The organism is Acidovorax sp. SUPP950, assembly GCF_030158935.1.
Classification (GTDB): Bacteria; Pseudomonadota; Gammaproteobacteria; order Burkholderiales; family Burkholderiaceae_C; genus Paracidovorax.
In genome coordinates this window covers 1-15,260 of record NZ_BQXE01000012.1, presented here as the reverse complement: position 1 = coordinate 15,260, position 15,260 = coordinate 1, and the positions used below count along the sequence as shown (strand labels likewise).

Below are 15,260 nucleotides of genomic sequence, written 5' to 3'. Positions count from 1 at the left end.
AATCTGCCGCCACGGCCTGGCGGCAGATTGCTATTATTTTCATAGCATAATGCCCTAGTGCTGATTGCACTGGCGGCATTTTTCGCTGGTATTCCCCCGGGGCCGGCCGCCCCAATTGACCGGTAATCCGGCATCTTTTTGGCCCATCCCGTGAAGCGGTCCGCTTTCACAATCGAGGCCATGAAAGCCCTGCCCTCTCCCCTGATTTCGCGCGCGTCGCGGCTCGTGTGGCTGCTGGCCGCCCTGGCCACCCTGTGCGCGGCGTTGCCCGCCCATGCCCTGCGCATCAAGGAAGTGGCGGCCGTGCAAGGCGTGCGCAGCAACCAGTTGACGGGCTATGGCCTCGTCGTGGGCCTGGACGGCACGGGCGACCAGACCACGCAGATGCCCTTCACCACGCAGGCGATGACGAACTACCTGCAGCAGATGGGCATCAGCCTGCCGCCCGGCACGGCGGCGCCCCAGCTCAAGAACGTGGCGACGGTGATCGTCACCGCCCAGCTGCCCGCCTTCGCCCAGCCCGGCCAGACCATCGACGTGAGCGTGTCCTCCATGGGCAACGCCAAGTCGCTCAAGGGCGGCACGCTGATCGCCACGCCGCTGCGCGGCGCCGACGGCGAGATCTACGCCATGGCGCAGGGCAACATGGTCGTGGGCGGTGCCGGGGCGTCTGCCGGCGGCAGCAAGGTGCAGATCAACCACCTGAGCGCCGGCCGCATTCCCGATGGCGCACAAGTGGAACGCTCGGTGCCCACCCCGCTGAACGACAGCGACACCATCACCCTGGGCCTGAACGCCTCGGATTTCCAGACCGCCCGCAAGGTGGCCCAGGCCATCAACGGCAAGCTGGGCAACGGCGCCGGCATCGCCACGGCGCTGGACGGCCGCACGGTGCAGGTCCGCGCGCCCCTGGACCCCGGCGCCCGGGTGAACTTCATCGCCGACCTGGAAGAACTGGCGGTGGCCGACTCCGTCCCCTCCGCCAAGGTCGTCATCAACGCCCGCACCGGCTCCATCGTGCTGAACCAGGCCGTGACGCTGGGCCCCTGCGCCATCGCGCACGGCAACCTGTCGATCACCATCAGCTCCACACCCGTCATCAGCCAGCCCAATCCGCTGTCGCAAGGGCAGACCGTGGTGGCGCAAAAGAGCGACATCACCGTCAAGCAGGAGCCGGGCAACATCATCCAGATGCCGCCGTCGCCGCAGCTGGCCGACGTGGTGCGTGCGCTCAACACCCTGGGCGCCACGCCGCAGGACCTGCTGGCCATCCTGCAGGCCATCAAGGCCGCGGGCGCCCTGAACGCCGAGCTGGAGGTCATCTGATGACCCAGGCCGCCACCTTGCCGTCCCTGCGCCCCGCGGGACGGCGCCCGACCTGACGGGAGACCGCACATGGCCATGACCCTGCCCTCTGCCGCGACCGCCACCGCCACCAATGCGCTGGCCGTCGATTCGCGCTCGCTCAACGCGCTCAAGTACGAGGCCGGTCAGAACAGCCCGCAGGCCGCCAAGGAAGCGGCCAAGCAGTTCGAATCGCTCTTCATGCGCGAGATGATCAAGAGCATGCGCGAGGCGACGATGAAGTCCGGCCTCATGGAAGGCGGCCAGGCCGACCTGGGCACCGACATGCTCGACCAGCAGCTGTCCATCCAGATGTCGGGCCGCCAGGGCGGGCTCTCGGAGGCCATCCAGCGCCAGCTGACGCGCCAGATCGGCGGCGGCGATGCCGGCGCCGGCGCCGAGCCCACGTTTTCGGTGCCCTCCACCTTGAGCCTGGGCGCCGCCAGCCAGCGCGCCGCCGCCGTGGCGGCCGACCCGTCCGCCCCCGCGCCCAAGGGCCGCGAGAGCTTCGTGCAGCACCACCGCGATGCGGCCGAGCGCGTGGCCAAGGAAAGCGGCATTCCCGCCAGCTTCATGCTGGGGCAGGCCGGCCACGAGACCGGCTGGGGCAAGAGCGAGATCCGCAGCAAGGACGGCGACAACTCCTTCAACCTGTTCGGCATCAAGGCCGGCAAGGGCTGGACGGGCAAGGTCGCCGAGATCACCACCACCGAGTACATCGGCGGCGTGCCGCGCAAGGTGACGGCGAAGTTCCGCGCCTACGACTCCTACGAAGACTCCTTCAAGGACTACGCCAAGCTCATCAACGACAACCCGCGCTACGAGAAGGCGCGCGAGAAGACGCATTCCGCCGTGGCCTACGCCACCGAGCTGCAGAAGGCGGGCTACGCCACCGACCCCGAATACGCCAGCAAGCTGAGCCGGGCCATCAACAGCACCTTGCGCGTCTCGCCGCGCACGGCGGCGTGACGGAAAGCGCTCCATGAGCCTGCTCAACGTCGGCGCCCGCGCCCTGCTCGCCAACCAGGTGGCCCTGCAGACGGCGGGCCACAACATCGCCAACGTCAACACCGCCGGCTACTCGCGCCAGACGCTGTCGCTGCAGACCGTGCAGGGCCAGTTCACCGGCGGCGGCTACATCGGCCAGGGCGTGGACGTGCAGACCATCCTGCGCAACCACAACGAGCTGCTCACGCGGCAGGCCGCCGCGGCCAACGCCACCCAGGCGGCCGACCAGACGCGCGGCGAGCGCCTGTCGCAGATGCAGGACGTGTTCAGCGGCGGCACGAGCGGCCTGGGCGCCTCGATCACCGACATGCTGAACGCCCTGTCCGATGTGGTGGCGGCCCCGACCGACATCACCGCGCGCACGGTGGTGCTCACGCGCATGGACGAGACCGCCGGGCGCATGCGCTCCGCGGCCGACCGGCTGTCGGAGATCCAGTACACCGTCACCGAACAGCTCAACAGCAACGTCAACGCGATCAACAGCCTGGCCAGCCGCATGGCCGGCGTGAACGAGCAGATCGCGCGCGCCACCGGCAACGGCCAATCGCCTAACGACCTACTGGACCAGCGCGACCAGATCATCCGCGAGATCAACCAGTACGTGCAGACCACGCAGGTGCAGGCCGACGACGGCACCGTGGGCCTGTTCGTCGCGGGCAGCCAGCCCCTGGTGCTGGGCTCCACCGCCACGCAGCTGTCCGTGGGCGAGGCCACGTCCTTTCCCGGCAGCGGGCAGACCAAGCTGTTCTTCAACCGCCCCGGCGTCGCGCCCGTGGAGCTGGACGAGAACATGCTCGGCGGCGGCGAGGTCTCGGGCCTGCTGCGCTTCAACAACACCGATCTCGCCGAGGGCGTGAACCTGCTCGGCCGCATGGCGCAGTCCATCGGCATGACGATGAACGCCCAGCACAAGCTGGGCCTCACGCTCGACGGGCAGGCCGGCAAGGACCTGTTCTCGGTGCCCACCAGCATGCCCGGCTACACCAAGGGCACGGCCGTGGGCACCGTGTCGTTCAGCGACGCGACGAAGTTCGCCGCGTCCGACTACGAAGTGCGCTTCACCACGCCGCCGGCCGGCCAGGTGGTGCGCATGTCCGACGGCAAGGCCACCGCCTTCACCGACCTGACCGACCTGGCCAGCAAGCAGATCGACGGGCTGAACTTCAACATGACGGCCGCAGGCGCCACCGGCGAGCGCGTGCTGTTCAAGCCCTTCAGCACCACGGCCGCGAACATCCAGGCCAAGGTGCTGTCGCCCCGCGACCTGGCCGTGGCCAGCCCGGTCAACGCCGCCATGGGCAAGACCAACGGCGGGTCGATGCAGCTCACCAGCGTGCAGGCGACCTCCACGGGCTTCACCGCCCCTCCCATTCCGGCGGGCGTGAGCCTGAGCTTCGCCGCCGGCCCGCCCACCACCTACACGGTGACGGGCTCCACCACGCCGCCCTCGGGCACCGCGGGCCTGGCCTACACGCCGGGCCAGCCCATCCAGATCGACGGCTGGGAACTGACGCTCAAGGGCACGCCCAACACCGGCGACACCGTCACGGTGGGCAATGCGCTCGATCCGCAATACGGCGACACCTACACCCGCAACGCCGGCAACGCCTCCGCGATGAACGCGCTGCGCGACGTGAAGATGTTCGACGAATCCACCATGAGCGACGGCTACGCCGGCCTCATGGCGCAGGTGGGCACGCGCACGCAGAGCGCGCTGAACTCCGCCCAGCTGTCCACCACCATCGCGGGCAACCTCGAAAAGGACCGCACGGCCGTCTCGGGCGTGAATCTGGACGAAGAGGCCGCCAAGCTGATCCAATACCAGCAGGCCTACCAGGCCTCCGCGAAGGTCCTGCAGATCGCCCAGAGCATTTTCGACAGCCTGATCCAGACGATGGGCCGATAAACCGCGCCGGAGAAAGACATGGCCAACTTCTATCGCACCTCCACCGCCAACATGTACGACAACGCCCTGCGCAACCTGGGCACGCGGCAGACGGCGTTGTCCAACCTGCAGGAAAACCTCACCTCCGGCAAGCGCGTGGTGCGCGCCAGCGACGACCCGGTGGCCGCCGCGCAGGCCGAGCGCGCGATGACCCGGCTGGCGCGCGTGCAGACCGACCAGCGCGCGCTGGAAAACCAGCGCAACTCCATCGCCCAGGCCGAATCGACCATGGGCGAGGCCGTGGACCTGGTGCAGGAGGCCCGCCAGCTCATCGTGAGCGCCGGCAACGGATCGCTCACCCCCAACGACCGCAAGACCATCGCCAACCAGCTGCAGGGCCTGCGCGAGCAGCTGTCGTCCATGGTCAACCGCAAGGACAGCAACGGCATGCCGCTGCTGGGCGCCCTGGGCAGCGCGCTCACGCCGTTTCTCGGGCCGCAGTCCGGCAGCCCCGACTACACCTTCTCCGGCCTGCCCGGCCAGGGCTCGGGCACCGACAGCTCGCTGCCCCTGTCGCTGGACGGCGAATCGGCCTTCATGTTCGTGCCGCAGCGCGACGGCGCCTACAACGCCGCCGTCACCACCAGCTCGACCGACCACCTGCTGACCACCGACGGCATCAAGCCCACCGACACCAGCCTCATCACGGGCAACAACTACCAGATCGTCTTCAGCGGCGTGGGCCCGGGCGCCACGGCAGGCACCACGACGGCCACGTACACCATCACCAACACCACCACCGGCGTGTCGTCCCCGCCCGTGACGGTGCCCGACTTTCCGTCCGACAAGCCGGTGAGCATCGGCGTGACCGGCATCCCCGGCATGAGCTTCAACATCACCGGCACGCCCGTCAAGAAGGTCGATGGCACCTACAGCCTCTCGCCCGCCAATGGCGACAGCATCTCGTTGCAGCCCAGCGCCAGCATCTTCAGCACGCTGGACAGCGCCATCCGCGACATCGGCAGCGCCACCACCAGCGGCGCGGCCTCGCAGGCCGTGGGCCAGGCCCTGAACAACATCGACATCGGCATGGAGCGCATGCACAACATGCGGGGCTACGCGGGCGAGTTGCTCAACCGCGCCGACCGCATCACGGGCGACCAGGACAAGCGCGCCGTGCAGCTCGAAGCCGACCGTTCGCGCGCGGAGGATCTCGATATGATCAAGGGCATTTCCGACTTCCAGAACAACCAGGTCGGGTATGAAGCGGCCCTGAAGTCCTATGCCCAGGTGCAGAAGCTGTCCCTCTTCAACTACATCGGCTGAGCCCGCGCGGTAACGGCCGCCTTCGCATCCCATGGTCCAATCCGTTCTTGGCAGCCTTCTCCTCGGTTACCGCCCACTGTGGAACCAGGCGCGGCGCCTGGCAGCCGTGCAGCTCTATGTGCAAAGCGACGGTGCCGCCGTCGTGGACGCGCCCCACCTGCTGCGCACCTTGCAGGAACTGTGGAGTGCCAGCTCGCCCCCCCTGCTGCTGTCCCCGCAAACCCCGCAACTGCTCACCGACCTGCTGAGCCAGGCGCCGCGTGGCGCGCCCTGGATCGAAGTGCGCAACGATTGGCTGGGCGATCCGGCCTTGCTCACCCAGGTACAGGCCGCCCACCAGCGCGGCCTGAAACTCGTCTGGCGCGGCGAACTGCACCACCTGCCCGAACCCGCCGTGGCCGGCTGCTTCGACAACAGCCTGCTCACCCTCAGCGCCGCCGACGCCATGGCCGCGCTCAAGGCCACCGCCGCCGTGCCCCGCGCCGGAGCGGGCGCCCCCCACGCCGCCGCAGGCCAGCAGCCACAGCAGCCCAGCCCCGTGCTGGCCGGACAGATGTACGAGAACGTGGCCAGCCGCGCCCTCATGGAACACTGCCTGGACCGGCACAAGGCCCTGGCCCTGGCCGGCTGGCCCGCGGAAGACGTGCTGTACGAACTGCGCCACCAGCCGCCCCAGCCCGGGCACGACACCGTGCTCAAGCTGATGAAGGCCATCGACGCCGAGCAGTCGCTGGAGGCCTTCGAGCAGATCCTGGGCGAAGACCCGCTGCTCGCCTACCGCTTCATGGTCTACACCAACTCGGCCGCGCTCGGCCTGCGCACCGGCGTGGATTCGCTGCGGCGCGGCCTGGTGATGATGGGCTACGGCTCGCTCAAGCGCTGGCTGTCGGACCAGCTGCCGCACGCCAGCACCGACCCCAACCTGCAGCCCATCCGCGAATCCATGGTGCTGCGCGCCCGCCTGACCGAGCGCCTGCTGGACGCCGGCGTGGAAAACGACCTGCGGCGCGAAATCTACCTGTGCGGCCTGCTCTCGCAGATGGACGACCTGCTGGGCGAACCCCTGGGCGCCATCCTGCGCCGACTGCCCCTGTCCGAACGGATCTACGACGCCACCGTGCTGCACACCGGACCGTACGCGGCCAGCCTGGAGATGGCCTGCGCGCTGGAGACGGACAACGGCGCGGCGATCCGCCAGCTGTGCGAGACGCACGAGATGGATCTGGAAGAGGTGAATCGGGGGTTGCTGCGGGTGCTGGCGGATCTGGATGTGAAGCGCGGGGGTTGAGGCGCCAATCGCTGCAGATCGCGGTCGGGGCATGGCGTTGGGCCCCGTGGTTTGTAGCAGCGGTGGCGGGCGATCACTGTTCCGCTGGCAGACGCGACGGAGCCTCGCGAAGTGCCTTCCGGTCGCTCCTGTTCGGCTTGGACTCGTGCGCAGCGACGCGGAGGCTTTTCTGACGCCTTGATTGAAGTCCGCATGGCCCGGGCTCCTGCGCCGACTCACTGTTTTGCTGTTCTCTGAACAGCTCTGGGGGGTCTGCCGATGTTTCGCTATCCGCCAGTAAAACCATCTGTGTGATTCGATAGCCAGATCGCGCCGATGGCGGAAGAATCAGATGCATTCAGGCTCTAAAAACTGACAAATTCTCGAATACATGTTCGAGAGATAGAAAGTCAGTGATTTTTTCAAAATCATCAAAGCTGGGCGGCAAGGGCAACCCAATTCCTTGAATCCCATCAACGACGACACATCCGCCAAATGCAATCTGCTTTTTGCTTTTAGCGAGGACGTCGGAAACAGTCATCCCGGCCCACAATATTCCTTTGTAGTTGCCAGGGAATCGAGTACCGCACATCACAGAGTGAACAATACCTGATGATGACGCATAGCCAATCAAAATCAAACCACCGTCGAAAAGCGCAACCTCCTCCAATATTTCTATTTCGTAATTTTCCGAAAATCTCTCAAAAACAGAGTCAATTGCTTCACCGATGGAAATTCCCCCCAAAGATACACCGGGAATGATCTCTGAGTTCAACAACATATTTTCCAGCCTCTCGAAAAGCTCGATTTTTATTAAGAAAATTTTCAAGACAATGCCAAAGCACTCTCCTCCCTTGAAAATCTTAATTCATTATTCTAAACATTTTCTCCAAACTGATGCACTCTTCGTCATCAGATATTTCATAAGCTAGCGCACTCAATGCTACTTGAAAGACCTTATAAATCAAAAAACTCCACCCAACTAAAACGACATGAATTCTCTGAGCATCTTCCTCCTTCATAGAAACATCGTAGTTCCAAGAACTTACTACAGAAGGGTCTTTAATTAAAAGTTCTCCGCCAGAATTATAAAAAAACAATAGATCAATTGCTTTCAACGCGTCTTTCGTTCGCTGCATGAACTGAGCCGAGTCCAGTTTTTCGATTTTTATCGTGTATTCATAACCCATATATTACCCAAAATCCACCTAAGCAAATGGATTAGATGTATACCTATGCAGATTCAGCCCACCCGCCAACCCAATCGGATCAGGCGTCGTGAATACATCTAGGTCAGGACCGTATAACGGAACGTATTGTAATGCACCCCCTTTTCCCGGCCTAGGTATTGCCCTGCAATCGAATAACTGAGGCTAGTTTCTATAGATTCCCGCCTCATACTATTTCAGCAAAAAGTGCTTCAAATATATTTGCAGGCAAACCATCCATCTGCGTTAAATAGCCGACAGCTTCTCGGTCGTAAAATTCATAAAGTACCTCCTGGTAGCCGCTTTCGATAAGAAAATATTTTATTCTGAAAATTAGGTTCTGGGTTTTTTCTGGCAGAAGATCAATTGAAATGGGATGACTTTTCCCGAAAGCATTTTTTATCCTTCCCTTTTTGTCATTTATATACACGAAGAATAGATCCGCCTTCGATGAAATGTAAAATCTTATCTCGAAAATATATTCTGTTTTTGACGGATGGTCTATCTGACCGTTTAAATAAATTTCCAAGTATTGCGCCGGGCAGTAATCCATGCTTTCACAGTGAGTTACTCCTAGATGAGTTAATTCTCTGATGCTTTGCGCAAGTGCCGATATTTTTCGAGAGAAGGACTTTGAATAATCCGGCTCATTTGCTATGGACTTCAGTATGAAATCGGGAATATTTTTCATTTCGGGAATTGTGTCACAACGTCACCTGGGTTATATGTACCAGGATTTACAGAAGGATTCGCCTCAACAATTACTCTGCCGCCTTGTACAGTGCCACCCGCTTGATTTGTCCCCACGGGCCTCCCTAGATCATCTACTTCATATCTCCAACGTCCACTTCCTTGCTGCTGGGCTCGAACATCAGGGTGGTTGTAAATCTCATCTGAAAATTTACTACCTCCTTCTCCTACATTGAATTTACTTTTACCGACTTGCGATGAACCGTATGCATGCCCGCCAGCCTGGGGGTTCGGGTGATAACCGGCCTCGTGCAAATAGGATTCATGAGTGAAATTGGGTTTCGGTGGTGACTTCGCGAACCGACCTTGTGCGTCGATCCATTGGCCATTGCTATTTTTCTTAGTTGCTGGCCCACAAGCTAATCCCCAAGGATCAATCCAGCTAACAGGATTCGGTGCATAACTGTGCAGATTGCGCCCTCCCGCCAACCCAATCGGATCAGGCGTGGTGAACGCCCCCAGGTCTGGGTCGTAATACCGGAACGTGTTGTAGTGCAACCCCGTTTCCCGATCCAGGTACTGCCCTTGCATCCTCAGGTTCTGCGGCGCCGCCGCCGTTTGCTGACTCGCCCGCGCCCAGCTTTCGGCAACCGGCGCTCCGACCGGGCGGCCCACGGCATCGAACGCCTGCCACTCTTCCGCGACCGCGCTGCCCCAGGCCCGGTATTGCGCACGCCAGACCAGATTGCCGTTTCGGTCCGACATCTCTTCCGGCAAGCCATTGCCCTGGGTATGGAAGTAATAAATCCGGGCGCCCGGTGCCGCTGATCGCTCGTTGACGTTCATTGCTCCTGCCAGCGATGGCGTTGGCGGGCTGTTCTCCATCACCGCTGGTTGCGGTTGCGCGGCCTGGGCCTTGTCCAGCGCCGCCAGCATGCGTGCCAACCCACCCACCGGCCCGGCGACCGCGTGGTGCGCATCCGCCCACTCGCCATTGGTGGTCGGCACGGAGTTTTCCTTGCCCCGCGCGGTGTCCACGTCGCCCAGGGCCAGCGCGGACGCGGGGTGTTCCGGCTCCAGCACGCCATGCCCGTCGATGCGCGCCAGGGGCGTGTAGCTGCCCGGCTCGTAGATGTAGCTGCTGCATTGCCCGCCCCGGCGCTCCTGCAGCAGGCGCAGGCCTTCCCACGTGAAGGTGGTCTCGCCGAAGGCGTCGGCCTTGGCGATGCGCCGGCCCAGCGCGTCGTAGCGGTAGCGAAAGACCTGGCTCACCGGCTCGCCGTTTTGGCCCGCGCGCACCACGGCCGCCTGGGTCATGCGGTGCTGCGCGTCGTAGCGAAAGTGCTGCTCGGTGTGCGCGCCGATGCGCTTTCTCACCAGCCGGCCGAAGCCGTCGTAGTCGAAGCGCTTGTCCTGCAGCACCTTCACCCGGTTGTTGCGCACCCAGCCCCGGCCGGCGCCGTCCATCGCCTGGGCCCGGTCGGCGACGCGGTTGCCGGCCGGGTCGTAGTGGAAGACTTCGTTCAGCGCGGCGGCGGCGCCTTCGCCCGCCGCGCCCTGGCCAGAAGGCGCCAGGGCGGACGGCAGGCCGGCGTGCACCGCCGAGAGCAGCCGGCCGACCGGGTCGTAGCGGTATTCGGTCTCGCCATGGCGGCTGTGCCGCGCCCGCGCCAGTTCGCCCGCGCTGTCGTACTCCCACTGCTTGAGCAGGCTGTCGGTGGCGGCGGGGCGCTGCAGGCGCTGGGCCCAGGCGGCGCTTTGGCCGGCGGTGCGGCCAGGGGCCCACGCGCCGGTCACCCGCAGGGCGGCGGACTGGGTCCACTGCGCACTGCGCCGCCCCAGGGCGTCGTAGGCGAAGCGGCTGGCCAGGCGGCCCTGGGTGCGCAGCACTTCCCGGTGCAGGTCGTCGCGCTCGATGTCGGCCACGACCACGCCGTCCAGATGGATCTGGTGCAGATGCCCGCTGCCGTAGTACAGGTGGTGCAGCGTGCGCCCATCGGGCAGGCCCGTCTCGGTGCGGTTGCCCAGGGCATCGTGGGCATGGCGCAGTTCGGTGCGCTCGCCGGTGGCGGCGTCGGTGGCGGACTCCTTCACCACATCGCCGAGGGCGTTGTAGGCGTACTCCAGAGTGTGGACCGGGGCCTGCGTCTCAGCGTCCAGCATCTGCGCGCGCACCAGCCGGTGCAGCGGGTCGTAGGCAAAGCGCTGCAGCAGGGCGCCGCCCGGCGCGCCCTCGCCGGAGGGAAGGATCTGCTTTTCCTGCAGGCGCCCGAGCGCATCGCGCCGGTAGAGCGTGCGGATGGGCGAGGCCGGCACGTGCCCGGCAATGCCCTGCAGGCGCACGTCGTCCTCGCCCGGGTGTTCCACCAAGGCCACCACACGGCCGGCGGGGTCGTAGTCGAGGGCGTGGCGGCTGCCATCGGGTCGGCGCTCTTCCAGCAGGCGGTCGGCGGTGTCGTAGGCGAACTCGTAGCTGGCGTGGTTCTCGTTGACCAGCGTGGCCAGGCGGTGCGCCGCGTCGTAGCCCAGGTGGATGGCGCGGCCGTTCGGGGCCTGCAGGGTCAGCAGCTGGCCGTGCAGGTTGTATTGGTAGCGGGTCGCACGCTGGCTCGAATCGCTGGTGGAGGCCAGCCGGCCGGCCGCGTCGTAGCCGTAGTTCTGCACGCTGCCATCGGGGTGCTGCACGCTCAGCAGGCGGCCCAGCGGGTCGTGGATGTACTGGGTGGACTGGCCCAGGGCATCGGTGCGCACCCGCAGGTGGCCGTTGGCGTCGTATTCGAAGCGGGTGGTCTTGCCCGAGCAGTCGGTGTGGCTGGCCAGCAGGGCCTGCGGCGTCCAGCGCCATTGCTGGCGGCCCCCGTTGGCATCGGTGGTGAGCACGGGCAGGCCGCGCGCGTCGTACACGGTGGCCTCCCGGTAGCGGGCGTCGGCCGGGGTGCCCGAAGGGTTTGCATCCGGCGCAAGGGACGCGTCCGGCGCATCCTGCGCCAGGGGCGGGCCCAGCACTTCGGTGCAGTTGCCGCGTTCGTCGTATTCGTAGTGCCAGCGCGAGCCGTCCACGGCCGTCGTGGCGCGCACGCGCTGCAGGCGTTCGTGCCAGTCGATGCGCGCACTCTGGCCCAGCGGGTCGGTGGCGTGCACGAGGTTGCCCAGGCGGTCGTAGTCGAAGGTGAAGCGGCTGCCATCCGCCCGCGTCCACGCCAGCAATTGCCACTGGCCGTTCCATTCCATGCGCTGGATGTGGCCCAGGGGGTCTTCGTAGCGGGTGACGTTCTGGTCCGCGTCGTGGTCGAAGAGCTGCACGCGCCCCAGGTGGTCGGTAACGCGCGTGCGGCGGTCGCCGTCGGCTTCGCCGGGCAGGTCGTATTCGAAGGTCCAGCTGGTTGCCGGCAGGCCGCCGCCCGCATCGTCGAGCCAGTGGCGCAGCACGCGGCCTTGCGGGCCCGGCCGGTCCCACTGGTAGTGGGCGACCAAGCCGCTTTCGAAGGTCTGGGCCACCATGGCGTGCTCCGCCCACGCGAAGCGGCGCACCGTGCGGCCGGTGCGGTCGGTCACCTGGACCAGGTCGCCTTCGGTGCTGTAGCGGTATTCGACCAGGGTGCCGGGCGGCCCGCCCGCGGTGAGGTCGATGCGCAACAGGCGCGGCCCACTGCCGGCCACCGCGTCCGGGGTGTAGTGCAGCGCCAGCCGGTGGCCGCTGGTGTCGGTGATGTGGCGCACCAGGCCCTGGGCGTCGCGGTGGTAATCGATGGCGTTGTGGTTCAGGTCGGCCCATTGCAGCAGGGACAGGCGCTCGCCTTCGGCCTGGCTCCGGCGCGCGCCGAAGGTGTAGACCCAGCCCACCGAGGGCATGCCGATGTAGTAGACCCCGCCTTCGCTGCGGCTCAGCTGCAGGCCTTCGGGCACGCTGAACATCTGCCCGCCCGGCGGCAGGTCGTCAAAGGGAATGCCGCGCCCCTGCTCGTCGATGTAATGGGCCTTGCCATCCTGGAACACCAGCTCCACGCTGAATGGCAGGCTCCAGCCCGTTCCCAGCACGCCGGTGCGCGCGTCGGTGGAGGCATAGGTGCGCTGCCACACGATGGGCAGCGCGCCGCTCAACGCGAAGTCGGTGTCGTCGTCGCCCAGCAGCACCTTGGCCCCGGTGACGGCGTGCACGGGCTTGCCCTGCAGCAGGTTGCCCAGGGCGGTGCCGGCGCTGTTGCCCGCGCCCTTCGCCGCGCCCTGCCCGCCATCGAAGGAGGGCATGACCTCGCCCAGCACCTTGGCGCCGACCACGCCCATGCCCACGGCAATGCCGAAGCACTTGATGCCGGCTTTCAGGGCACCGGCGGCCCCGCCCAGGATGCCGGCCCAGAACCGGGCCTTGGCCGCCAGCTCGCGGTCGGAGTCCGGGATTTCCTGCGCCCGGAAATTGGCCACGGGCACCGACTCGCCGCCGAAGTTGACGTCCTCCGAGCCCTTGCTGATCTTGGCCTCGCAGTCCACGTAGTCGCCCTCGCGGCCGGCGCGGAAGGTGTCGATGAAGATGTTCTCGCTGCCGAAGTTGACGAGGCTGGGCGGCATGCTGTGCTTGTCGCACATGGCCACGTCCAGCCCGGCGCGGATGGCGGGCAGCTTGTTGATGAAGACCGTCGCCGACCCCGTCGCGGTGAGCTCGCCGCAATCGGAGCTGAAACTTCGCCCCAGCGCCTCCCCGAACGACTGGAAGAAGTCGCCCACCAGGCTGAACATGTGGCTCACCACCAGCGTGCCCACGAACACGGCCGCGCCGATCAGAAAGCCCGCCAGGGTGCCGAGCCCCGGGCAGGCGATGGTGCCCACGGCCGCGCCGATCGCCACCGCCGCCCCGAACTCGATCGCCACCGCCGTGGCCGCCCCCGCCGCATGGCCCTCGCGGGCGTAGGTGTGGGCGATGGGATCGTGCAGGCGGGCGGCTTTGGGCATGGAGCGCGGAAGGAAGGTACGCCGGTGGGCGGGTTTGTAAAAGGCCGTGCGGTCTGTCGCGAGGGCGGCGTGGAGCCTTGGGGGCGTGCCTTACTGCGGCCGCACGCGCACGCTTTGCAGGATGGACGCCCACTGCGCTTCGTGGTGCGGCTTCCAGGGCGCCGCATGGGTGCCGGTGAGCACCAGCGCCTTGCGCTCGGGCAGCTCGATCAGCACGATGCGCTGGTACAGCGTGTGACCTTGCTTGCTGTACGAGACCGAGGCACCCACGGCGTTGGGGGCAGCGGTTTCGTTGGCCGGTGGCTCACCGGCGGGGCCGTGCAGCGGCAGGCGCGCCCGGCTCATGTCGAGCTGCTTGTAGCTCTTGCCCACGGTGGACAGCGCACGCAGCTGCTCCTGCAGCAGCGCCTCGATCCCGCTGCCTTCGTCGAAGTAGTCGCGGGTGACGACCACGTTGAACGGCAGCGCCGGGTCTCCGAAGATGAGCACGTTCACGCTGCGGTCGATGAAGCCGTCGGAGGGCAGCTCGAAGGCCGCCTCCTGGATGTGGTATTGCATGGATGGGTTCCTAGGCTGCTGCCGGCGATGCCGGTGGGTCAGCAGTTCATGTTGATGGGCTTGCCGAACTCGTCGAGGCTTTCCGTGAAGCGCAGCAGGCCCTTGCGCACGCCGACGATCTCGATGTCCCCGTCCTTGGTGAGCTTGATGTAGGCCTTGCCCTTGCCGCACACCAGGGTGATGCTGTCGGCCGCCTCCAGGCGGATGTGCTGTCCGGCATCGACCAGGACCGAATCCTGCGTGGCCTTGATGTTGACGTTCTCGTGGCCCAGCACGCTCGCATCGAGCGTCTTGGATGCCATGGTGATGTTCTGGTTGGCCGTGAGGTTCATGTGGCCGGCCTGCGCCTCGGAGGCCACGTCGCCCTGGGTCACCGTGTTGCGCTGCCCGCCCTGGGAGACGTGGGTGAGCATGCCGCCCTTGGCCAGCTGGGTGAGCTGCGCGCCGCTCGATACCGTGATGTGCTGCGTGGCGTGCATCGATGCGCTCTGCCCGGAGCTGATCACGATGGGCTTGGGGCTGATCATCGAATGCCCCTCGGGGCTGACGATGGACACGATGGGTTTCGTGATGTCCTTGGACAGCTCGCGCAGCGCCTGCGACTGCGGCATGGCCGGGTCGGTGTTGGTCGGCATGCTGACCTCGGGCCCGCCCCCTCCACCGCCGTCCCCGCCGGCATCGGCAAAGGCGGCGACGGCCGCGGCGGCCTTCGCCAGGGACGACGCCCCGGCCTGGCCGCCGACCATGGAGGCCACGCCCGCGCCCAGGGCCATCATGTGCGAGGTCTTGAGGCCATTGATGGCGCCGATGGCCGAGTCCATGGCCTTCACGGCGCTTCCGGCCTCTTTCATCAGCGCCGCGGTGCCGGCCAGCCCGCTGCCCAGCTGATCGAACCCATCGGGGTTGTTGCTCGCCACCTTGGAGGTGAAGTCCTGCGGGTACGTGGTGATCAGCAGCCCCTTGTCCGCCCGGATCGACCCCCACAGGTCCGTGCGCAGCTCGAACCCGTACCCGCGCTGCGAGCCGC

General features: G+C 65.8%; 11 protein-coding genes. 5 read left to right on the top strand and 6 right to left on the bottom strand.

Annotation, left to right across the window (positions count from 1 at the left end):
* The first annotated feature begins 180 nt into the window (after positions 1-180).
* The 5 genes from AVME950_RS23785 (at position 181) to AVME950_RS23765 (ending at position 6,851) form a co-directional block, all read left to right on the top strand.
* A complete protein-coding gene (locus tag AVME950_RS23785; protein WP_272565446.1) occupies positions 181-1,326 on the top strand; it encodes a flagellar basal body P-ring protein FlgI in 1,146 nt (381 codons plus the stop codon).
* Between the two features lie 69 nt (positions 1,327-1,395).
* Positions 1,396-2,313: a flagellar assembly peptidoglycan hydrolase FlgJ gene (gene flgJ / locus AVME950_RS23780; RefSeq protein ID WP_284431685.1), complete on the top strand. Its 918-nt coding sequence runs from the start codon at positions 1,396-1,398 to the stop codon at positions 2,311-2,313.
* A gap of 13 nt (positions 2,314-2,326) precedes the next feature.
* Entirely contained in the window at positions 2,327-4,258 is a 1,932-nt protein-coding gene (gene flgK, locus AVME950_RS23775; protein ID WP_284402618.1) for a flagellar hook-associated protein FlgK, read from the top strand.
* An 18-nt stretch (positions 4,259-4,276) separates the two neighbouring features.
* The gene (gene flgL, locus AVME950_RS23770; protein ID WP_284431684.1) at positions 4,277-5,563 is read left to right on the top strand and encodes a flagellar hook-associated protein FlgL; all 1,287 of its coding nucleotides are present in this window, start codon (positions 4,277-4,279) and stop codon (positions 5,561-5,563) included.
* A gap of 31 nt (positions 5,564-5,594) precedes the next feature.
* A complete protein-coding gene (locus AVME950_RS23765; protein ID WP_284431683.1) occupies positions 5,595-6,851 on the top strand; it encodes an HDOD domain-containing protein in 1,257 nt (418 codons plus the stop codon).
* A gap of 337 nt (positions 6,852-7,188) precedes the next feature.
* Here the strand turns inward: AVME950_RS23765 and AVME950_RS23760 are convergent, their stop codons facing one another.
* The 6 genes from AVME950_RS23760 to AVME950_RS23735 all read right to left on the bottom strand — a co-directional run.
* Positions 7,189-7,605, bottom strand: a complete 417-nt coding sequence (locus tag AVME950_RS23760) for a hypothetical protein (RefSeq protein WP_284431682.1) — start codon at positions 7,603-7,605, stop codon at positions 7,189-7,191.
* An 88-nt stretch (positions 7,606-7,693) separates the two neighbouring features.
* Entirely contained in the window at positions 7,694-8,020 is a 327-nt protein-coding gene (locus tag AVME950_RS23755) for a hypothetical protein (protein WP_284431681.1), read from the bottom strand.
* A gap of 205 nt (positions 8,021-8,225) precedes the next feature.
* Positions 8,226-8,729: a hypothetical protein gene (locus AVME950_RS23750; protein ID WP_284431680.1), complete on the bottom strand. Its 504-nt coding sequence runs from the start codon at positions 8,727-8,729 to the stop codon at positions 8,226-8,228.
* A complete protein-coding gene (locus tag AVME950_RS23745; protein WP_284431679.1) occupies positions 8,726-13,675 on the bottom strand; it encodes an RHS repeat-associated core domain-containing protein in 4,950 nt (1,649 codons plus the stop codon). Before AVME950_RS23745 ends, AVME950_RS23750 begins: the two co-directional genes overlap by 4 nt.
* Before the next feature lie 90 nt (positions 13,676-13,765).
* Positions 13,766-14,233 carry a DcrB-related protein gene (locus AVME950_RS23740; RefSeq protein WP_284403008.1) on the bottom strand — a complete coding sequence of 156 codons (468 nt, stop codon included), beginning with the start codon at positions 14,231-14,233 and terminating at the stop codon, positions 13,766-13,768.
* A 38-nt stretch (positions 14,234-14,271) separates the two neighbouring features.
* Positions 14,272-15,260, bottom strand: a 989-nt coding sequence (locus tag AVME950_RS23735; RefSeq protein WP_284431678.1) for a DUF2345 domain-containing protein, incomplete at its 5' end; no start/stop codon positions are given.